General features: G+C 36.7%; 17 protein-coding genes. 8 read left to right on the top strand and 9 right to left on the bottom strand.

Translation table 11 applies throughout. The annotated features are described in order from the left end of the window. Window positions 1-74 precede the first annotated feature (74 nt). Entirely contained in the window at window positions 75-1,328 is a 1,254-nt protein-coding gene (locus IEV85_RS17075) for a competence/damage-inducible protein A (RefSeq protein WP_188465675.1), read from the top strand. A 229-nt stretch (window positions 1,329-1,557) separates the two neighbouring features. Continuing rightward, a complete protein-coding gene (locus IEV85_RS17070; protein WP_188465673.1) occupies window positions 1,558-2,895 on the top strand; it encodes a dihydrolipoamide acetyltransferase family protein in 1,338 nt (445 codons plus the stop codon). Window positions 2,896-3,250: 355 nt separating this feature from the next. Here the strand turns inward: IEV85_RS17070 and IEV85_RS17065 are convergent, their stop codons facing one another. Continuing rightward, window positions 3,251-4,087: a carboxypeptidase-like regulatory domain-containing protein gene (locus IEV85_RS17065; RefSeq protein ID WP_188465671.1), complete on the bottom strand. Its 837-nt coding sequence runs from the start codon at window positions 4,085-4,087 to the stop codon at window positions 3,251-3,253. 248 nt (window positions 4,088-4,335) lie between these two features. On the opposite strand from IEV85_RS17065, the gene IEV85_RS17060 reads away from it, so the two are divergent. Together IEV85_RS17060 and IEV85_RS17055 are read left to right on the top strand one after the other, a co-directional pair. Further along, window positions 4,336-5,376, top strand: coding sequence for an AI-2E family transporter (locus tag IEV85_RS17060; RefSeq protein WP_188465669.1), 1,041 nt, complete (start codon window positions 4,336-4,338; stop codon window positions 5,374-5,376). 117 nt (window positions 5,377-5,493) lie between these two features. Beyond that, window positions 5,494-6,882, top strand: coding sequence for a sodium-dependent transporter (locus IEV85_RS17055; RefSeq protein ID WP_188465667.1), 1,389 nt, complete (start codon window positions 5,494-5,496; stop codon window positions 6,880-6,882). 76 nt (window positions 6,883-6,958) lie between these two features. Here IEV85_RS17055 and IEV85_RS17050 read toward each other — a convergent pair whose 3' ends face one another. From IEV85_RS17050 to IEV85_RS17030, 5 genes are all read right to left on the bottom strand, one after another. Continuing rightward, window positions 6,959-8,017 (bottom strand): DUF4097 family beta strand repeat-containing protein, encoded by a 1,059-nt coding sequence (locus IEV85_RS17050; RefSeq protein ID WP_188465665.1) that lies wholly within the window; start codon window positions 8,015-8,017, stop codon window positions 6,959-6,961. Further along, a complete protein-coding gene (locus IEV85_RS17045; protein ID WP_188465663.1) occupies window positions 8,001-8,564 on the bottom strand; it encodes a hypothetical protein in 564 nt (187 codons plus the stop codon). The genes IEV85_RS17050 and IEV85_RS17045 overlap by 17 nt, the downstream gene beginning before the upstream one ends. Beyond that, complete coding sequence (locus IEV85_RS17040; protein ID WP_229712635.1) at window positions 8,554-9,105, bottom strand: RNA polymerase sigma factor; 552 nt, start codon at window positions 9,103-9,105, stop codon at window positions 8,554-8,556. Before IEV85_RS17040 ends, IEV85_RS17045 begins: the two co-directional genes overlap by 11 nt. A 160-nt stretch (window positions 9,106-9,265) precedes the next feature. Next, on the bottom strand, window positions 9,266-10,246 hold the full coding sequence (locus IEV85_RS17035; RefSeq protein WP_188465661.1) for a pyruvate dehydrogenase complex E1 component subunit beta: 981 nt from the start codon (window positions 10,244-10,246) through the stop codon (window positions 9,266-9,268). A 125-nt stretch (window positions 10,247-10,371) separates the two neighbouring features. Next, window positions 10,372-12,171, bottom strand: coding sequence for a tetratricopeptide repeat protein (locus IEV85_RS17030; RefSeq protein ID WP_188465659.1), 1,800 nt, complete (start codon window positions 12,169-12,171; stop codon window positions 10,372-10,374). Window positions 12,172-12,326: 155 nt separating this feature from the next. Here IEV85_RS17030 and IEV85_RS17025 point away from each other — a divergent pair, with 155 nt between their 5' ends. Together IEV85_RS17025 and IEV85_RS17020 are read left to right on the top strand one after the other, a co-directional pair. Next, window positions 12,327-12,542: a PspC domain-containing protein gene (locus IEV85_RS17025; protein WP_188465657.1), complete on the top strand. Its 216-nt coding sequence runs from the start codon at window positions 12,327-12,329 to the stop codon at window positions 12,540-12,542. Between the two features lie 80 nt (window positions 12,543-12,622). Beyond that, window positions 12,623-13,771: an MFS transporter gene (locus tag IEV85_RS17020; RefSeq protein ID WP_188465655.1), complete on the top strand. Its 1,149-nt coding sequence runs from the start codon at window positions 12,623-12,625 to the stop codon at window positions 13,769-13,771. A 15-nt stretch (window positions 13,772-13,786) separates the two neighbouring features. On the opposite strand, the gene IEV85_RS17015 is transcribed toward IEV85_RS17020, so the two are convergent. Further along, the gene (locus tag IEV85_RS17015; RefSeq protein WP_229712634.1) at window positions 13,787-14,935 is read right to left on the bottom strand and encodes an alkane 1-monooxygenase; all 1,149 of its coding nucleotides are present in this window, start codon (window positions 14,933-14,935) and stop codon (window positions 13,787-13,789) included. Window positions 14,936-15,010: 75 nt separating this feature from the next. Next, window positions 15,011-19,120, bottom strand: coding sequence for a T9SS-dependent choice-of-anchor J family protein (locus IEV85_RS17010; RefSeq protein ID WP_188465653.1), 4,110 nt, complete (start codon window positions 19,118-19,120; stop codon window positions 15,011-15,013). Window positions 19,121-19,661: 541 nt separating this feature from the next. Between IEV85_RS17010 and IEV85_RS17005 the strand changes: the two genes are divergently transcribed. Next, the gene (locus tag IEV85_RS17005) at window positions 19,662-22,007 is read left to right on the top strand and encodes a S9 family peptidase (RefSeq protein ID WP_188465650.1); all 2,346 of its coding nucleotides are present in this window, start codon (window positions 19,662-19,664) and stop codon (window positions 22,005-22,007) included. Window positions 22,008-22,048: 41 nt separating this feature from the next. Further along, entirely contained in the window at window positions 22,049-22,354 is a 306-nt protein-coding gene (locus IEV85_RS17000; protein ID WP_188465648.1) for a hypothetical protein, read from the top strand. Between the two features lie 66 nt (window positions 22,355-22,420). Here IEV85_RS17000 and IEV85_RS16995 read toward each other — a convergent pair whose 3' ends face one another. Further along, window positions 22,421-22,606, bottom strand: a complete 186-nt coding sequence (locus tag IEV85_RS16995; protein WP_188465646.1) for a CsbD family protein — start codon at window positions 22,604-22,606, stop codon at window positions 22,421-22,423. Window positions 22,607-22,634: the final 28 nt, after the last annotated feature.

Here is a 22,634-nt window from a genome sequence, read left to right as displayed (position 1 = left end):
AGGTACATTACTTCACTATTCCATTAGCACTATTTAACATTAGCACTATTTAAAAGGAGAACATATACTATAATATGATTAAAAACATATATGCAGAGCTTATTTCAATTGGAGATGAGATTTTATACGGCCAAACACTTGATACTAATTCGCATTGGATAAGTGCAGAACTTGATAAGTTGGGTATTCGGGTAAAGCGAAAAGTGACAGTTGCTGATAGCGAGGAGTCAATATTGAATGCTTTAGCTGAGGCAGAAAATAATGCAGACATAGTCTTGATTACCGGAGGTTTAGGGCCTACTAAAGATGACCTCACCAAACCATGCCTTGCAAAATATTTTCAATCGGACATGTATCTGAATGAAGAAGTACTGGCAGATCTTACCGATAGGTTTGCAAAGCGTGGCAGGGATTTAAATGCACTCAATAAGGGACAGGCAGAATTACCTGTAAAATGTAAAATAGTGCCTAACCAATATGGAACTGCTCCAGGTATGTGGTTCAATGAACGAGGAAAGATTTTTGTTTCTATGCCTGGTGTTCCCAAAGAAATGAAATACATGATGGAAGATACAGTGCTTCCTGATTTGAAAGAACTCTTTAAAACTCCATTTCTGATTCATCAGATGGTGAGGACAGTGGGTATTCCTGAAAGCACATTGGCCGAAAAATTAGAGGATTGGGAAAATAATCTACCGCAGGAAATCAAATTGGCCTATTTACCCGGTTTAAATCAGGTGAAGCTTAGATTAACTGCCTCAGGAGAAGATAAAGCTAAGCTTGAGTTATTACTTCAACAGGAAATGGACAAGCTTTACAAGGAGGTAGGGCAGTACATTTATGGAACAGATGAAAGCAACCTGGCCGCTAAGGTAGGAGAATTACTTTTAAGTAAAGGATTAACAATCGCCTGTGCTGAAAGCTGTACTGGTGGGCATATTTCACAGCTTATTACCGCAAATTCCGGAAGTTCTGCGTATTATAGAGGAAGCATCGTTCCTTACCATAACGATCTAAAGATTAATAATTTAGGGGTTAAAGCTGAAACCATAGCCCAATATGGTGCCGTTAGTGAAGAAACAGTGAGGGAAATGGCAGAAAATGTAAGAAAACTCTTTGGAGCAGATATTGGAGTGGCCAGCAGCGGAATTGCAGGGCCAACAGGCGGTACACCTGAAAAGCCAGTAGGTACTATTTGGGTAGCTTTGGCAGATGGTGAAGAAACCCAAACTAAATTATTTAATTTTCAATTTGACAGAGAAAGTAATATTGATCTCACAGCTAATTCAGTTTTAAATTTGGTTAGACAAACTTTATCTTCAAAATAATTGAGAAAAAGCTGATTAATTGTAAATTTGTACAAATAATATTTGCTTTTAACCTGTTTGTTTGATTCAATAGAATTAATGTTAAATTGGCAAATTATTTAGGTAAGTATATGTATAGTAGTAATTCAATCTCAAATAGAGTTTGAAAAGGTGCCCGGGAATTTGAAATGATTCGTCAGGGAATATTCAGGATTTAAATTATTTATTTTCAATAAAAGAAAAGTAATTCATGGCAACTGTAGAAATGGTAATGCCCAAAATGGGCGAAAGTATAATGGAAGCAACAGTACTCACCTGGTTGAAAAAAGAAGGTGATACAATAGAGGAAGACGAATCCGTACTGGAAGTAGCTACTGATAAAGTAGACACAGAAGTTCCGGCATTAAAAGGAGGAGTCCTCAAGCAGATACTAGCCAAAGAAGGAGACGTTGTTGCCGTGGGAAATCCAATTGCTATTATTGAAACTGAAGGAGCTGGTAATGGTGCTGAAACATCCAACAAGCAGGAAGATAAACAAGAGAGCAAGGAAGAAGTAGTTGCTAGTGCGCATACTCAAACAAAAGTAAGTGCACAAACATCCAACGGGCAGGAGATTTCAGCTCATTCTGAATCAGGTAAATTCTATTCTCCACTAGTACGTAATATTGCTAAAGAGGAGAATATAGGTATTAATGAGCTTGAGAATATTGATGGAACAGGCAAAGATGGCCGGGTGACCAAAAAGGATATTCTAAGCTATGTTGAAACAAGAGGAAAGCAACCGGCTCAGCAGGAAAGCCAGCCATCTCAACAAACTGCAACAACGCAGCAAGCAGCAACACAACCAGCACCAAAGGGTGTGCCTGTAAGCATTTCAGGTGATGATGAAATCATTGAAATGGATAGAATGCGTAAAATGATTGCTACCCGAATGGTAGATTCCAAACGTATTTCTCCACACGTTACTTCTTTTGTGGAAGCAGATATGACTGCCGTTGTGCAATGGAGAAACAAGTATAAAAATCAATTTAAAGAGCAGGAGGGGGGTAACCTTACCTTTACACCGCTATTTATAGAAGCTGTAGCCAAAGCAATCAAGGATTACCCTATGATTAATGTACAGGTTGATGGAGACAGAATAATTAAGAAAAAGCATATTAATATTGGTGTCGCTGTAGCTTTACCAAGTGGTAATCTAATTGTACCTGTAATTAAAGATGCTGACCAGTTAAACATCAGAGGTCTGGCTAATAAAGTAAATGATTTAGCAAAAAGGGCCAGAGACAATAAATTAAAAGCGGAAGAGCTCGAAGGAGGTACCTTTACAATCTCCAACGTAGGTTCTTTCGGAAATGTAATGGGTACGCCAATTATTATGCAACCTCAAGTGGGTATTTTAGCTCTGGGAGCTATTGTGAAGAAGCCCGCAGTACTTGAGACTCCTCAGGGCGATGTAATAGCTATACGACACAAAATGTTCCTTTCTCACTCGTATGATCATAGAGTAGTAGATGGTTCTTTAGGTGGTATGGTAGTACGCAGAGTAGCTGATTACCTTGAAAAATGGGATACTAAGAAAGAACTGTAATATATTAAATACAGGTAGAAATAAAATAATAAGCGAGCTCACAGCTCGCTTTTTTGTTTTATGGTTCCCTATGAGGTCCTCTCAATTTTGCTGTAGAAAGCTAGCGAATGCGTTGGAGATCTTTTAATTCTTCCACTAGTCCTAGTTTGCAAAGAGGATTCTCAAAATATGAGTTTTCAACTCAGAAAGTTAACTTGTACTAAAGCTGTTCTTCAAGAGTCATCTCTCGCTGTATATGCTGCTATTTTGTATGGGCAAAAGCTCTCAAAAGTTAGGAGAGGGGCTATTTACTTTTAAACATTGCAAATGCCTGGCCTAAGCGTCCTTGTTACATAGCGTGAGTTTATCTCTTCAGTTAATAAACAGCCTTTACTCCAAATCTAAAATTACCCAGAGAAGCCTGAGATTTAATTCTATTATTGAAAGAGGTCCATTTTTTGCTGGTAACAGTACCAATATAGCTGTCTTTAGAGTTTGTTTCAGTACCAAGCCCTACTTTTACAACCAGGTTAGGTAGTTCTACAAGTGGTAGCAAATCAAAACCAATATAAACTCCTTCAGGAGGCATTATAATATTGTACTGTGCTAAGTTCACTTTATAATAGCCAATAAGGTTGGTCTCATTAACAATCACATTTTCTCTCAGTAAATCCTTACCTGGCCCACCAGTTTGCTTGTCAACTGATAAAACCCTTACTCTTATGCTTGACTGCTTACTAATCTTTAAGTCAAAGTAAGCTTTTTTTATTTCAGCATATGCGTTTTGTTTATTAGTTACCTTGCTTAACAGGGTTACATTATCACTGGCTAAGTAATAATACTCTTTTCTTTTCTCAAGGAAATGGCCTGACTTCCAACTCCCAATTTCTTTTTGAATGACTAGCATTTCCGGTCTTTCTATCTCATATAATTTATTGTCAGGTTGCAGAATTAAAAGAGAAGTATGTGGACTAGGCTTTAGTGTAACAGTATCTGTTTTATACCCCAGACTACTCAACACCACTACTTTGTTAGGCGTATAGCGAAAAATACCATTTTCATCGGTAAGGTCCCCATTTTCTGTTCCAGGTTCAAAAACAGTTGTAAAAGGGATAGGTTCGTTTTGCGGGTTGACTACTCTGTATAGTTGTGCAAGGCTGTAATTGTTTGCCAGTAATATAATTACCAGACTTAATATTGTATTTTTAAACATGGCATAAAATTAATCAATCAGTCATAAAATTATCAGAAGCAGAGAGATATATTTCATGATTTTAGCTATTTCAAAGGATAACCTTTTAGGTAATTTATTTCTACAGGCAATCGGTAATTAGTCCTTGAGTTTCATTAACTTTACGCACTAAAATTGAAATGTGTATTAATTGCACGCACTTAAATGAAGTTTCAGCGTATCATTTTTAATGTGTTAGCGTTAAAACCTCCTAGTTTAAATAATACCCTATGAAAATAAATGATTTGGCTACCACCAACAGGTTGCTGTTAATTTTGGTGATTCCTGTTGTATTTTATATCCTGCAAGTCTTATCTTTTATATTTATACCCTTGATGTTTGCTATTTTTATAGCATTATTGTTTACACCGATGATGCGCTGGATGAAAAAGCGTAAATGGCCTCATTTTGTGTCATTAATAGCAGTAATATTTATTTTAGCATTAACCTTATTCACTGTATTTAAAGTGGTTGAGCTATCCGGAAGGGAGATTCAGGCAGGAAAAGGAGAGATTTTTCAGAAATTTGATGATAAAGTAGCCGACCTTATCACACCTTTTTCTGATATGTTAGGCATTCAACCTTCAAAAGACCAGAGTACTATCCAGGAGTTGCTGAAAAGTGAGAAAGTGAGTGAGGCTTTTATTAATAACTTTCAACTCACCTTCACATTGGCCAGGCATACATTGGTTAATATTTTGATGACTCTGTTCTTCCTGGTACTGCTGCTGGCAGGCTCCATGAATTTTAATGACATAGTAAAATATACGCTTTCCCATGGAAAAACACAATCTGTAAAGACTTTTGTTAAAATTGAAAGAAGCATATCAGAGTTTCTTAAAGTTAAAATTTTGGTAAGTTTACTTACAGGGCTGGCATTTGGTATAATAGCCTGGTCGTTAGATATAAGTTTTCCTATTTTCTGGGGTTTATTTGCTTTCGTAATTAATTTTGTACAAATGGTTGGCTCTATCATAGCTACTGCCATAGCCACAATATTTGCTTTTATTGAGCTGGAAGCTCCGGGAACTGTACTTGCAGCTTTATTATTATTTACAGGTGCTCAGGTACTATTTGGCTCTATTTTAGAACCTATCTGGATGGGGAAATCATTTTCTATTAACATTATTGTAGTGCTTATTATGTTAATGTTCTGGGGCTTCCTATGGGGTGTGCCTGGTTTGATATTAGCCATTCCTTTAACGGTACTGATGAAAACAATTATGAGTGAATTTCCTGGGACAAGGAAAATAGCTCAGCTTATGTCATAATTTTTGCTAATCTTTAAGGAATATTAGCCTTTGGTAATATTTTAATAATATCCATTCCTCTATTTTATTGCCAAAATAGAATTATCTGATATCTTTACGACCTAAAAATTTTAATACATGGCATCAAGAGGAGGATTTTCTAATCGATTAGGATTTATAGCAGCTGCAGCTGGCTCGGCTGTAGGTTTAGGTAACATCTGGAAGTTTCCATATGAGGTAGGAGAGAATGGTGGAGCGGCATTTTTGGTAATTTACCTTGCGTGTGCGTTTTTGATATGTTTACCTATTATGTTGGCAGAAACAGCTATAGGAAGAAATACTCGCTTAAACCCTTACGGTGCTTTTCGTAAACTGGGAGGAAGAAAATGGGGCATTATTGGTATCATGGGCGTGCTTTCCGGTGTAATGATTCTAAGCTTTTACAATGTGGTTGCCGGATGGGCTTTTGGCTATTTTCTTGAAATAGGTTTTGGAGGTTTGCTAAGCAAGGGCTTAAACTACGGTGATCATTTTGGTGGTTTTGTGTCCAATATTTGGGATAACTTATTCTTTTCCATTGGTTTCATGGTACTAACTGCTCTAATTGTGGCAGGTGGTGTGCAAAAAGGAATCGAAAGATGGACAAAAATACTAATGCCTCTTTTAGTAATAATGATTGTGGGGCTTATTTGCTATGGTTTAACGCTTGATGGTGCTTCCGAAGGCCTTGCTTTTTATTTGGTTCCTGATTTTAGTGAAATTAATGCAAATACTTTCTATACGGCTTTGGCTCAGGCTTTCTTCTCTCTTTCTTTAGGTATGGGGGCCTTAATCACTTATGGCTCTTATGTTGGTAAAAATGATAGCATCGTAGGTGCTGCTGCCCTGATTACTATTGCTGATATTTCTATTGCCTTCCTGGCTGGTTTAATGATTTTTCCACTGGTATTTAGCCAGCCAAGTATTGAAGCTAATGCAGGCCCTGGATTGGTATTTGTAGCATTACCAGGTATTTTCGAATCAATGGGTAGTGTAGGTCCTTTTGTAGGAGCTATTTTCTTTCTTTTACTTTGCTTTGCTGCCTTAACCTCTACAGTTTCCTTACTGGAAGTTCCTGTGGCCTATGTAACAGATCAGTTTAAATTTCATAGAAAGAAAACTGTTTATGGAGTAGCCCTTATTATATTTATTATAGGTTTACCCACTATGCTTTCTCAGGGAGCCAGTGAGTTCTTCACTAAATTCACTTTCTATGGAGGTAAGGATATTGACTTCTTCACTTTGATTGAAAATGTATTCTCTGATTTATCATTACCACTTGGCGGCTTCTTTATTGCCATTTTTGCCGCATGGAAGTGGAGAGATAAAGGTTTTCAGAAAGAACTGTATTTTGGAAATCCTCAGTTAGAGGGTTCTGTTACAGAGAAAGTGATCTTATTTATGGTGAGGTACATTTCTCCTCTTGTAGTAGGAACTATATTTGTCATAAGTGTGCTAAAAATATTCTTTAATATTAACTTATTCTGATTGAAACAAACACTCAAAAGCAAAAGCCCTGGAGAATAACTATTCTTCAGGGCTTTTGTTCTTATAGGTAGTTCTCTTAGTTTACCTTGAAAGTAGCATTTCCATAAGAAGTTTCTACTGTTACTTTACCTGAACTGGTATTACCTTCTCCTAAAGTGCCTTTAAACTCTTTACCAAAGTCTTTTTCTATTCTTGAAGTCAGGTTTACCTTGCTATTAGGGTATTTGAAGTCTCCAAAGCTGGTGGAAACCTCAAAAGGTATTTTAACTCCAGGTTCAAAATTCAACTCTACGCTGGAGAATTCAATTTCAAGGTCAATCAACTCAAAATCAGTGGCAATGCTCTCAATTTCCATACTCCCACTAACATATGACCCATCCAGTTCCAAGCGCTTGTTAAGCCTTTTGATTTTCATCCCTGAAAACTCCGAATCTCCTTCTAATATATCTACTGTTCCAATCTTTAGCGTTCCGTATTTAGAGTCCAGCTTAATAAGTTCAGCTGATTCAATACTTACTTTGGAGAAGGAGTTATCTAAATCAAGTTTAATAACACTGTTAATATTGAATTGATCTGCATATTCCACATCTAATTTACCTTCCTTTATAGATTGAATATTGCCATTACCGAAAGCCAATTTAAGCTTAAGTGTTTTAAGATTACCTAAAGAAATGTTACCGTATTCTACATTTAGCTCTACTGGTCCATTGTAATCCTGAATAGAGAAGTTACCGAAGCTGTTTTTTATGTCGAGTTTATGATTGTTGGGAACTTTTACAGTATAGTTAATTTCAAACTTTTTCCCTGACCCATTCATATTGATTCCTCCTTTTTTAAACAATGTCTCAACGCTTACACGGTCACTGTTTTGAGAAGAGCTTACATTTACTTTTTCTTTAATCTTTTGCGCTTCTTTTTCAGATAAACCTGTTAGTACTAACTGTGCTTTAACATAGAATTCTGGTTTATTCCAGGTGGTTACAGTGATGTTACCAAACTGATTGTTAAGTTCCAAAGAAGCACTTTTATTTACAGGAAATGATTTATCTAATAAAACGGTAGATTCCTGTGCCAGGGCTGTATAATTGATGAGCAACAGACCTATTATTACGATGATATTATATTTCTTTTTCATTTTGTTGTTCGTTTTGCATTTGTGTATAATTTTTCACTTCTTCAAGTATTTCTAATTGTGCATTAAGCACCTCAATCTGCGTTCTTAAATTGAAAATCATTGCATCTACTATTTTTTGATGAGCTACACCATCTTTGAGCTGTAGCTTTAGGGCTTCATAGTTCCTTTGTAGTTCATCAAGGTCCTGTTCAATCGGATAATCTATCTGACTCGCTTTTTCTTTTACCAATTGTGACTTGGTATTAATTGTTTGGGTGTAGTAGCTTTCTATCTCTTTATAGCTTCTCCCGTCAACTGTAAGGCTCTCTAATTCATTCACTCTGTCGTTGAGGGATATTCTATCCACAATTAACCAACTTACTGTTAAAAGCAATGCTATGGATGCAGCTGCATACCAATTTATCTTTCGAGTGCTCTTTTTATCCTTTAAAGAAGGGGTGATTTGTTTTTCTATCGCTTCCCAGCCTTTACTGCTATCGAATTCTTCTTCAAAAGCATTTCTATTATTACCAATAAATTCTTCCAGCTTATCTCTTTCAGTTTTCATATGTCTTAAGAATTTCTTTTAATTTTATTTTTGCCCGGTGAAATTGTGATTTTGAGGTACTCTCTGTAACTCCCAGGATTTGAGCTATTTCCTTGTGCTCAAAACCTTCGAACAGGTACATACTAGCCACCACTCTAAAGCCATCAGGTAAAGCCATAATGGCTTTTTTTACTCTTTCAATAGTAAAATCTACCTCCTGCCAATCCACTTCTTCCTGTTCCGCAATTTCCATTCCTTCAATATCTTTTGAGATAATATCTTTTTTCTTCCTGATATTATCCAGTGCCTGGTTTATTACAATTCTTTTAAGCCAGGCCCCAAAATTTGCCTGGTATTCGTACTGGTTAATCTTGTTAAAAGCTTTAACAAAAGATTCCTGTAGAATATCCTGGGCCTCTTCCTCTACCTTGATAATACGCAGAGCAACATTGTACATCGCTTTTGCATATAAATGGTAGAGTTTCCCAAATGCCTGCTGACTACCAGCTTTGCAGCTCTCTATCAGGTCTTGATGAATCTCTATAGTAGTAGTTGTTTCCAATTTCTTTTATTATCTGCTCAAAAGACTTGAGGAATTTGTAAAAGTTGCTTCTGGTAAAAAAATATTTTGCATAAAAAAAGCCGATCCTTTTTAGATCGGCTCAAATAATTTGTAAATCATTGATTATTAACTACTCGTGAAGAGTGTTAAGTAGTTTTATTTAATCAAGATACATCACACTTCGTAAAGCTTTTATTGTTTTCTCGGCATTTGGTAATACAGCTTCCAAAAGGGTAGGAGCGTATGATACTGGTACGTCAAAATTATTTACCCTAAGTATTGGTGCATCAAGAAAATCAAAGATGTTCTTCTGAATATTGAAAGCCAGATCAGTTGCGATTGAAGAAAGAGGCCATGCTTCTTCTACAATTACACATCTGTTGGTTTTTTTCACTGACTCGAATAAGGTTGCGTAATCTATAGGTCTTACAGTTCTTAAATCAATTACTTCAATTGAGTGACCGTCTTTTTCCATTTCTTCCGCAGCAGCCAAAGCTACTTTCATCATTTTACCAAATGAAATTATTGTAGCATCAGTTCCTTCTTTAACTACTTTAGCTTTACCAATTGGCTCCAGGTATTCTGATTCAGGCACCTCGCCTTTGTCACCATACATTAATTCTGACTCCATGAAAATTACTGGGTCGTTGTCTCTGATGGCTGACTTTAATAGACCTTTAGCATCATAAGGATTGGAAGGTACTACTACTTTTAAACCAGGAGTGTTAGCATACCAGTTTTCAAAATTTTGTGAATGTTGTGAGGCTAGCTGACCAGCATTTCCTGTTGGGCCTCTAAAAACCATTGGAATGTTAAACTGGCCACCTGACATATTTAACATTTTGGCAGCTGAATTTATTACCTGATCTATAGCAACTAATGAAAAGTTGAATGTCATGAACTCTATAATAGGTCGGATGCCATTCATGGCTGCACCCACACCAATACCTGCAAAGCCAAGTTCAGCAATGGGTGTGTCCAACACTCTTTCAGGACCAAACTCATCCAACATACCTTGTGACACCTTGTAAGCGCCATTATATTCTGCTACTTCTTCACCCATTAAGAAAACGTTCTTATCTCTGCGCATCTCTTCTGACATCGCTTCTCTTAGGGCTTCTCTGAATTGAATTTCTCTCATCTATTTACAAATTTTACACCGTAAAAATAGCTATTCAAACTTCAAATACCAACTTCTTACTACTCCTTATAAATAAAAAAAAGCGCCCCCAATGGAAGCGCTTTCTAAAATAGATTAACTTTTAATTATTTTAAAGCATTTCTGAATTCTTCATTTGCCTGATAGTTAGCAAACTCAAGATCATTTAGCGCTTTAGATTTTAAATCAGCGTCAGCAGAAGTTGCATCTTTAATGTTGCTGATTACTTCAGCATCTTTTCCTAATCTTGCATTAGCCACTGCAGCTAAGTAATGAGCGTTAGCGTGGATACCTTCACCAGAAGTTTTACCAGCTAATTCATCGAAAGTACTTGCAGCATTAGCATACTCACCTTTTAAAAGAAGAGCTAAGCCTTTGTTGTACATGTTAGCTTCAGAATCTGTTGCGTTGTTTAATGAAGTAGATGCTTCATCATAATCACCCATCATAATTTCTAAAGAACCTTTAACCCCCATTAAACCTCTTTCGTTGTCAGAGCTTAATTGCATTTCACTAGCTTTAGAAGCTGCTTCGTACGCTTTTTCATAGTTACCTAACATTGCGTTTGCTACTGCTAAGTTTGAATAAGCTTCAGCAGTTTCTTCTTTCTTAAGAGAAATCTCAAATTGAGTGATAGCTTGCTGAACTAAGTTATTCATTTCAGCACCTTCCGCATTTTTGGCTAATTCTAAGTGAACTGCACCGTAGTTGTTATGAGCTACCGGGCTGTCATCATTTTTCTTTGTAGCAGCTAAATAGATAGCAGCTTTTTCTTCTAAAGATGGAGTTAAGCTGGCAGCATAAAGTAATTCTTCCATTGATAAAGTGTCAGCAGAAGCTTCCTCTTTAGTGATTTGCTTAGCTAAAACAGATATTTCAGCATCTGATTTTTTCTCTTTTACAGTTAAAGCTTCAGTTTTAGCAGCTCTTAACTCTGGGTAAATATCTTTGAAAACTTTATCGTAAGTAGCTAATTGGTGTAGTCTGTCTTCTTTTTCTTCGAAAGAACCTGAACCGTTTACAATTTGAACATACTCATTTTTCTGAGCTTCAGTAATACCATCATATTCAGCTAACATACTTTTGAAAAGTGACCAATCTTCAACTACCGGCTTTAAAATAAATTCAATAGAATCTGACATGCCTTTGTAGTCATATCTTCTCATTTGTCTTCTGTAGTAATCTTCAATAGCTTTTGCTCTTTCCTGAGAAAGGTTTTTGTTGATTCTTTCAGGACCTTCAGGAGAGTGAGTACCAGTAATAGTTACTGTTCTTGTTACGTTTTTGTCAGCAATAAAAGCGTTTAATTTTTGACCACGGTCACTTCTTAATTCTGAAGTTCTCAATTGTGATCTTCCTTGTTGGAAATAGAAGGCAACGTTTGTTGGAACTAATTCTTCCTGATTGTTATATCCATGATCTGCATAAGAAGCATAGTAAGAAGGAGTAACCATTTGTGAAGTAGTGATAATTCCAGTAGCATATTGCTTTCTTTCAGTAGACTTAGATTTATCATTTTTCTCAAGCGTGGCAGTTCCTTGTAATAATAACTCACCATTTGTGGTCATATCTTCTTCGTAAGGAAAAGAATATTCTTTTGAAGCTGTTACAGGCTCAGTATCACTATTTGGGAAATCAGCTTTAACAAAGTTATAAGGTTCTAAATTGCTTATCTCATTATCTCCATATACATAATATGGTTTTACTGAATATACGATACCTTCTTTGAGCATTTTAGCAGGCAATTGGTAATCAATTGTAAAAGAAACTTCATCGCCATGTAATTCTAATGGGTTTGGTGTAACTGTTACAGCCTGATCCTCGGCCGCCTTCATCATTTTGTTTAATGCACAGCCCGAAAAGGTTAGTGATCCTAAAAGGATAGCTGCGTAGAATAAATTTTTCATGTGATTCATTATTTGATTAAGTTTGGAAGTTAATGCGAAATTATATTTATATTGTTACTATTGCAATGAATTTATCATTTTTAACAAAAAGAAATTTAATTTCATCGAATTTTTAACGGAGGTTTGTTTTAAATTGTTTAAATTTAATCACAATTATGAAAAAAGTTCAGCAGTTTATCGAAAATCAGGCGTTTGGAGTATGTACCAGGCTAGGGGAGATTATGGATTTACCCACTTCCAGAATTAGAATTTTTTTCGTCTACAGCTCTTTTTTAGCCTTTGGTTCCCCCATTTTGCTTTACATGGCACTTGCATTTATCAGAGATCTCAGAAAATTACTGAGAAGAGGAAAAGCTAAATGGTACTATTGAAAGAATTGTACTTTTCAATGTATCTCCTTATTTGATTTACAAAAACCATTCTCAATTTTAAATTCTCACATAGCTTGTTTATGACAAGTCAATCTCAGAGTTCTTTAACCAAATCCAGAATTGCTATAAGCATTATATTTCTTTGCTATGGATTAACTTTTGCCAGTTGGGCATCAAGGATACCCACTATCACAGAGAAATTCAATTTAGATGAGACATCCTTAGGGGCATTGTTATTAATGTTACCCTTAGGCTCTTTTATTTCACTTCCCCTGGCAGGGTTTCTGGTGGCTAAATGGAATAGTAAAACAGTAACAAAGTTGTCAATTAACCTTTATTTGCTGAGCCTATTCACCATTGGCTTTGTTGAAAATATTTACATTTTAGGCTTTGTACTCTTTTGCCTGGGGCTGATGGGGAACATGCTTAATATTGCAATTAACACGCAGGCAGTAGGACTGGAAATTTATTTTAAGCGAAACATTATGGCTACTTTTCACGGAATGTGGAGCCTGGCTGGCTTTGCTGGTGCAGCAATAGGAGCTTTTATGATTGGAGCAGATGTGCTAATCAAATATCATTACGCTATTATTTTCGGATCAGGTATAGTGGCAGCATGGTTCAGTTTTAACTGGTTGCTTAAGAATGATCAGGAAGAAGGGGGGGATAAACCTCTTTTTGCCTTGCCTGATAAACACTTGGTTTTACTGGGTATCATTGCCTTCTGTTCCATGTTGGCAGAGGGTACTATGTTTGACTGGAGTGGAGTGTACTTTAAGAAAATAGTAAACGCGCCTGAAAAATGGGTGGGCTTAGGATATACTGCTTTTATGATCAGTATGGCCGGAACCAGGTTTCTGGCAGATAATTTTACCAAGAAGTACGGCATTAAAAGAGTGATAAGGGTGAGTGGAATGTTTACTGTTACAGGTTTACTTCTTTCTATTTTAGCCCCTTATTTCGTCACAGCTCTATTAGGTTTTTTTATAGTGGGCATCGGGGTTTCTTCAGTGGTACCATTGGTTTTTAGTGCTGCAGGAAGAACCAAAACGATGTCTTCAGGTGTCGCTTTAGCCTCTGTTTCAACGATGGCTTTTTTCGGTTTCTTAATTGGACCTCCTTTAATAGGTTTTTTAGCCGGTTGGATGAATCTTCAGTTATCTTTTGCTTTCATAGTACTTACAGGGGTGGCTACTGTGATTTTAGCCGGTAAGATAAAAGTTGAATAAAAAGCATTTTTAAGTTTATTGGCTCGCGTTATCAGTACCAGGGTTAAGTTCATTCCATTTTTTTAGTCTGGGATTCATTACTTTAAACCAAAGTTGGGGGATATGAGCCATTAAAACCATAGTAGGATAACCTGCCGGAAGTTGGGGAGCGTTATCATAATGGTCTAAAACCTGATATCTTTTAATGGCATTAAAGTGATGATCTGAATGTCTTTGCAATTGAAATAAGAAGAAGTTGCTTACAATTTGGCTTGCATTCCAGGAGTGATGCGGTGCCACACGCTCATATCTGTTCTCATCTATCTTCTTTCTCATCAGTCCATAATGTTCCACATAGTTAACAGCTTCTAGTAATGAGAATGCAAAAAAGCTTTGTGCGAAAAAGAAAACGATAGGTTGCCATACAAAATAACCTAAATACAGACTGAACCCAGCAGAAAGTAAGCCAGCAAAGATAAAAGGAAGTAGCGTAAACCAGATCATATTGTTATGAATAGAAAAGCTTGAAATCCCTTTTCGTTCCAATCTTTTGTTTTCAATTTCCCAGGCACTTTTATATCCGCGGGTTACTGATCTCCACCAAAATGCGTAGAAACTTTCATTCTGCCGGGATGTAGCAGGATCATCCGGAGTTGAGACCCTTACATGATGCCCTTTATTATGTTCAATATAAAAATGCATATAGCTCACAGTCATCAATAAAACTTTACTATAAAACCTTTCCAATAAAGATTTTTTATGGCCTAACTCATGTGCTACTGTAATTCCAATTCCTCCTGTGGAAAGTGATACAGCAATGATAAATGTTATCTGCTCAAATAGTGAAAGGGTGTGTATGGTAAAAACAAAGGCTGCCCAAGCGATGAATGTAAGTTGGAAAAAGGTCCAGCAGTAGGTGATGAACCTGTAATAAAAGTCATTTGCTACTTCACTGACGGATGCTTTAGGTACATTAGACAAATCTCTTCCTGTAATGCTATCGATTGCAGGTATCAATAAATAAACAAACAAAAGAGTAGATAAATTAGCTATTCCGCCAAGATAGAAGCTAATAATAGTTAAGACAGGAATGATAAATGCACTAAAATATCCGATTTTTCTGAGCGCTTTCATAATGCTGGAAATATACTGAAAATCAGGATGTAAAACAATTATAAAAGACAATGGCACTCTTGTAAAAACAAAAAGCCGATATGTATCTGATTTAACATATCGGCTTTTAAAAGGTAGCTGAAATATTTACCTTACTATCATCCTGCTTGCTTGTGCTCCCTCACTGTTCTCAATATGAAAAAAGTAAACTCCGGCAGGCAGGTTTTTTCTTTCAAATTCTATCTTGTGATTGCCTTTTGTAAGCATTTTATCGATGACGGTGGAAACGGTCCTTCCTGTCATATCCAGTACTCTAACTTTAACTTGCCCACTAATTTTAATATTAAAGGCTAAAGTGGTGGTGGTAGTAAATGGGTTCGGATAATTGACAAGCTCGAAATTTACCTGACCTTTTTTGTTTGATAGTGTAACTTCTTCCTTTACCGTTACCTCTATAGTTGGCCTTAAGATATCGGGATTTGCAATTCCTTCTGTCAACACTAAGTCTCCTTGCAAATTATAAGTGTTAGCTTGAGAGGCGTTATAACCCGCTGCACTCCAATTAATCGAAAGGAGGGTAGTATCTCCATTTTCCAATGTAACAAATGTTGAAGATGGTAAGCTTAATTCCTCAAAGCTTGTGCCGAAAGCTACTTCCAACGGAGTAAACTCTCTGAGCGCAGTGATGGCTACAGGCTTCACTATTACTTCAATGGCAGCCGTTAAATTATCAGGATTAGAAATACCTTCCTGTAAAGAAAGTACCCCTTCAATTGTATTGGGTCCGAGAGTGTTTGCGTCATAATCTTCGAAACTCCAGTTTACTGCAACTAAAGTGGTTGAACCTCCTTCCAGCGTCACCTGTACATTATCAGGAAGTTCCAATTGAGAGAATGGAGTACCCAGAGCTACCTGAATGGACTCTAAAGTAGATACTTCTGTTATAGCTAATACTTCATCAGATATCAACTTAAACCTGGCTTCCACAGGAAAATGATCTGAAGCTGTATTATTATAATCAGGAATTAAAGAATAAGGAATCACTACTCTTTCAGCACCTACAATATGATCGTAAAAAAGTTCATTACTTATAGTGATATGATCGATTACATTTTCGTTGTAAATGAATGATCTCATTCCGGCTTCACTTAGAGGTAAAGTAGTTGCCCTATAATCTTCATCACTTAGGAATTTAAAAAAGGAAGATTCTCCTGAGTCAGGTACAGTAGCTGCCCCTGTATCAGCAACGGTTTCATCTACATCATCATTATAGTCGCCCAACATAATGATAGATTTGTCGCTGTAATATGCTTCAAGTGAGTCATATAGAACTTCCACATCGTATCTTCTCATGGCATATCTTGGGTTTCCTGATGACTCTCCACCACCGTTGGAACGTGCATGTACATTTATCAGGCTTATTTCCCGCTCTACACCGTCTATATTTGTTACAATATCCATCATAAACGGGAACCTTCCACTTGCCCAGAACCTTGTAGGGTCACCTCCCGGATAATCTGGCAAATCAGTATTTACATTAACTCCGGTTAGCAATGCTCTTGTTCTTATGGTATCTACTGAGGCAGTTTTGAAAAGAAAAGTGAGCTTTTGTGCTCCTTCAAATTCATTTGCTCCCTGAGAGGCTTCAGGTGAAACTACCCCTCTATAGCCTTCTAGTTCACTTACCAGCTGATTCCATATATCAAGATTTGTGATTTCCTGAAAAGCATATACATCAGCATCCAAATCTAATACCATGGTCTTAACTCTTTCCAGTTGTGTTTGCACGTTGCTTGTAGTAGCATTGTTGGCGTCACCAAACCATTCGATATTCCAGGTAACAACATCAAATGTGATGTCTTTTTCTATAGTAGTGTGATTGAAATAGCCAAATCGCTGATCTGCTATTCCTTCAGTGGAAATCCTAATGCCACCCGCCTGTGCTAATACACCTTCATTAGGCGGAGCTGTCATTCTTGCCTGCAAAGTATAATCTGCGCTATTGGCAATAGCAGCTTCATCCACTACCAGTGTTGATGCGAAATCCACTCCATCAGTTGAGATTTCTATACCCTCATCAGCAGTAAATGTAACATCAGATTGGAAATTCTGCCCTACTATGTTGATTTCCCTTGACTCGGATGATGTACCTGGTTCCAGTACACCAAAATAGTAATCCGTTAAAGCGTAATTATTGGTTGATAAAAATGGGGTAGGAGCTTCATTGGTTGTAGTAATTTCAAACTGGTCAACCATCCACTCTGCGGCACCTTCTGTTGGGTTTGAAGTATACACAAAAGCAACACTCAGGTTTTCCTCATTTTTATAAGCTGATAAATTGATGTCATTTGTGCTTTTCCAAACCCCCGTTGAGGTAGGGAACTGTCCATTGAGTGCTGTCCAGGTGTAGGCTTCATCTGTTGGGTCTCCCAATCTGTCATAATCAGTAGATACCAGTAGTTTCAAAGCGGGTAAAGCTTCATTAAAGAAAGAACGAGTATCAAAACTCATTAATATGTATTCGTCTTCCGTAGCCATATTAATTGGCGGACTGATGAGCCAGGTGGTATTTTCCTGAGGTCCTCCCGCAAAACCATTCATCACTGCTACAAACGGGCGGTTGCTATCTCTTGTCTCATCAGTAATCTGCCAGTTTTGAGCACCAACTTCCTGATACCTTTGCCATTCAGGCTGTTCAAAAAGATCGGGATCATTGAAATCTTCGGAATAGTTTAAAGGAAGTGCTGACCCTTGTTCCAAACCAGTTAAAGCAATATTCACATTTGGGTTGATGCTGAAACCGATATTGCCTTCCACTACACCGCTAAAACCTGAATTAGGGGTAAAGCGAACAAAAATGTGGGTTTCGGTAGCCAATTCAGCAGCAGGAATGGTCAAAGTGCTTTCAAAAGGACCTTCTTCTGAAGTTGATAATTCGAAGGAAGAAGAGGCTGTTAATGTTAAATCTTCAGTAGTAGTAGTTTCTAAAATAGTGAATGATTGTGGTGCTGAAGAACTGCCTGATCCCACCGGTTCCGTAAAGCTGATTTCGTTCGTTGAAACAGGAATGTCTATTAATGTTTTGATTTCAAAATTATCTAAAGTTATCCTTGTTGCTCCTGAGCTATTAGAAATGTATCTTACAGCGATTACTACCTCTGAATTCTCGTAATTTGATAAATCCACTGAGACAGTACTCCAATTGCCATCTGAGCCTGCTGGTGCAGGAAAATTGACTTCTATTTCTTCCCAAAGACTTTCATCCCATTCAGAACCATCAAAGGTGGATGATACATAAAATTGAGGTTCAGGTCCATCAAATCTTCTATCCATGGCAAATTGTACGAAGGTATTTTGTTCAACAGCAAACTTGGGTGAAATAAGCCATGTGTCTAATTCTCTTGGTGCACCTTCTGCAAAGCCATTAGTTCTTAGGCCTGAACCTGATTGACCAGACTCACTACATAACCACGCTTCTGTATTAGGATTAGACTGTTCTGGAGTTACTACATTCCAATTAGCAGGAAAACCTGTGGTGCATTCTTCAAAGTCATCTGTGAATGGTAAAGTAACAGTATTGAGAGTAAAAGGAGTGAAGAAGTCATCCTCTCCGCCATCATCAGAAGTATTAAATCCCGTTACTCGGATATTATCAAAGCGGTTATTGCCAGAGGATGAAGTTGCTCCATCCAGAATACATCTCAATAATAAATTATCAATATTATTAACTTCCTCAATTGTGCTTAAATCAATTTCTTTCAATTCAAAGGATGAGGTTATTCCGTCTATTACTTGCAAATCGGTAAAAGTGGTGCCACCATCTATTGAGTAAGTCCAAGTTTGTGTTTGGAAACCAGTTGAGGTTCCTCGTGTGGCGTAGCTTAATTTAACATTATCATAATCTAATGTGGACAATGAAATAGTGAAAGAACGTCCATTATTAGTTTCATCTTCGCCTCCTCGAGGAGCAAATGAGCCACCTGATGAGGTTACGCTGAACCCCTCTAAATCTGCAGTAGACCCTCCAAAACTGTAAGCTTCAGAAAATTCAAAATTTATCTGACCATTACCTTGAGCTGGTAAAATAGGTTGAGCCCAATTTGTATTTGATTCAGGGGTGTTGTTATTGAAATCCCAAAGTGTAATGCTTTCTCTTTCTTGAGCATTAACAGTAAATGTTGCTAATGTGCTTAATATGGCAATAAAAAATAAGTTTTTTAGTGGCCTAATAAGCTTTTGGTTGTAACTTTTCTTCATAGTTTTTTTTGTTTTACGAATGATAAAAGTAGTTTTTTGTCTTAAAAGTTACCTTGGTTAAACGACTATTAAATGATTAAGGATTTCTCAATAAATAGTAATATAAAATTAACATGTAAAATGTTGTATTCTTAAAATTATAGTTTAGAATATTTATTCTGTTTTTAATTTGCTGTATTTTAATTAGTTAATCAATATAAGTTGGGGGGTAGTTATAATTTTAACTATTTTCCCTGATAAGGGCCTGCTAACGATTAAATAGTTTTTATTGTGTTTTATGAATAGAAATATTACACAGAAAAATTGATTTGTAAATTTTAGATATTATATAAAGTAGAGATATTCTTATTATGATAGTTTATAAATACTTTGAAATATTACTTAAAGAAAAGTTAATCCATCTCTATTTTTTTTCATACAAATCATTTGCTTTAAATGTGTGCAACTCTTTTCTAATACTGTTTTCATTACCATTCATGTAATCCATTTTCTCTGCTATCTTTTATATTTATATCTTCATGTCAGAAAAAAATGAACATCAATGCATAGAATTCTTTTAATACTTTTTACTAGTGTAACTGTGTCTGCCTACGGACAGCAAAGTGAACTTTCTGTTCAAAAAATTATGCAAGACCCTAAAGGTTGGGTTGGCACTTCCCCCTCAGATCCTTTCTGGTCGGAAGATGGTAAAACTTTATATTTTAGTTGGAATCCGGAGCAACATCCATCTGATTCGTTATACAAAGTTTCTGTAGAGGGTGGTACTCCGGAGATGGTGAATTGGAGAGAAGAATTAATGTTGCCTTCAAGAAGAGGGGATTATAATAAGGATAAATCTCTAAAAGTTTATAGCAGAAATGGTGATTTGTTTATCTATTCAAAAGCTAGCGGAAAAATAAAGCAGCTGACTAATACGCTTGGAAATGAATCAGATCCTTCATTTACGGCTGATGGAAATCAAATCACTTATATTCATGATGATAATTTGTTTTTGATTACTCTTGAAGATGGTTCTGTAAGTCAGTTAACAGATTTTAAAGACAATAAGTCATGGAGCCGAGGCGGCCAATCTGAGCAAGATAAATGGTTGGAACAGGATAATCTGAGTTTAATTCAGGTGCTGAAGGAGAGAAAAGAGACTGATGAAAAACAAAGTAAGTACAGGAAGTTACAGAAAATAGACAGGCCTGCGACCTATTATTTAAAAGGACAATCAATAGGAGGGATAGAACTTAGTCCGAAGCAGGATTATATCACCTTTACTTTGTTTAAACGAGCCGAGACAAAGGGTACCAAAGTGCCTGATTATCTGGATGAATCAGGCTACACAGAAGACTTAAATGCCCGATCTAAAGTAGGCAGCGATATGTCCGATGCCAAAGTAGGAATCTATAACTTAAAAACTGACAGCATATATTTCCTGCAGACTGATAAGCTGAAAGGAATAGAAGAGCCTGCTGATTATCAAAGTGATTATAACAGAAAAGGCAATGCTGAAAGGGAAGTAATTTCCAACCAGCCAATTTGGTCAGAAGATGGAAAGTATTTAGTTGTTAATATTCGGTCTAAAGATAATAAAGACCGTTGGATTGCCTTGGTAAATCCTGAGACTGGTGATTTGGAAGTGTTGGACAGACAAAGAGATGAAGCCTGGATAGGCGGGCCAGGTATTGGCTGGACCTACGGAGGCAGTGTTTTAGGATTTATGCCAGATGGTAAGAGCATTTATTTTCAGTCTGAAGAATCAGGCTATTCTCATCTATATACTGTTGATCTTGCAAAAAAGAAGAAGAAAGCATTGACTAAAGGAACATTTGAAATTTATGAGCCAAGCATTAGTGTTGATAAAAAATACTGGTATTTCAAGGCCAATCCGGAGCATCCTGGCATCAGAAATGTTTATTATATGCCTGTGAGCGGGGGTAAAATGATTGCCCTTACAAGCAAAAGGGGTAAAAGTGAAGCGTTCTTTTCACCTGATGATAAAAAAGTAGCTTTGTTATACTCAGCTTCCAATCAACCCACTGAATTGTTTATTACCAATAATCCTGCTATTGGTAGCGCGGGGGAAGAAAAACAAATCACTGAGTCTACCACAAAGGCTTTTGAGGAGTACCCATGGAGAGAGGCTGAGGTAATTACTTTTAAGGCAAGAGATGGAGAAGAAGTACATTCACGTATCTACAAACCGGAGAATCCAAATGGTGCTGCGGTAATTTTTGTGCATGGCGCTGGATATTTACAAAATGCTCACCATTGGTGGAGCAGCTATTTCAGAGAATATATGTTTCATAATTTATTGGCTGATTTAGGATATACCGTTATGGATATTGACTACAGAGGAAGCGCAGGTTACGGACGCGATTGGAGGACTGCGATTTACAGACATATGGGAGGGAAAGACCTAACAGATCAGGTAGATGGTGCTAAATACCTGGTAGAAGAACATGGGATAGCAGCTGACAGAATCGGAATTTATGGAGGTTCTTATGGTGGTTTTATCACGTTAATGGCTATGTTCACCACTCCGGATGTGTTTGCTGCAGGCGCAGCATTGCGTTCAGTTACTGATTGGGCTCATTATAACCATGGTTATACAAGTAATATATTAAATACACCAGTGCAGGATAGTATTGCTTACAGGATGAGTTCGCCTATTTATTATGCAGATGGATTGAAAGGGGCTCTCTTGATTTGCCATGGTATGGTGGACACTAACGTTCATTTTCAGGATGTGGTGAGGCTTGCTCAACGATTGATTGAATTGGGCAAGGAGAATTGGGAAATGGCAGTCTATCCGGTTGAAAATCATGGTTTTGTAGAGCCAAGCAGCTGGACGGATGAATATAGTAGAATTTTAAAGCTTTTTGAGGAGAATTTAGAATAATAATATTTTATATTCGCCTTTGTTAAACAATGTAATTTTAAATGGATACTGATAATTTATCAAAAGAAACATACGAAGGAGTAATTGAAGAAGCAGAACAGTTTGACAATGACCTTACTGTTCAGTTTGGATTAGTAGCTGAAGCCTCCAAAGATGAATATGAATTTCTGGAAAAATCCGATAAATTGATTAAAAAGTTGAAAAAAATGTCGGAAGAAGAACTAGAAGACATTTTCTCAGGTATGGCACCTGATTCAACTGATTTACATGACACATTAGATCAGATTTTGGAAAATATTGAAGAAATTAAGAAAATTCCATTTTCCAAAAGACATTTCGATTACTAAGCAGCGGAATTAAGACGTTATTAGAAAATATAAAAGGCCTTAAAATTTTAAGGCCTTTTATTCCAATTAAATGTCGCTGATTATCTTTTCAGCTTCATCTTTTCCTACTCCTAGCTTTTTCTGGATTTTTCCAACAAGCTCCTCTTCTTTTCCTTCAGAGTATTTTAAATCGTCATCAGTAAGTTCTGCATATTTCTGCTTTAACTTACCTGATTTTTCTTTCCAATTCCCTGCAATTATATCCTTATTCATAATTAAAAAATTTAGTGATTAAAAAATT

The organism is Marivirga lumbricoides (assembly GCF_014636295.1).
Classification (GTDB): domain Bacteria; phylum Bacteroidota; class Bacteroidia; order Cytophagales; family Cyclobacteriaceae; genus Marivirga; species Marivirga lumbricoides.
This window is presented reverse-complemented; position numbering and strand designations above follow the sequence as displayed.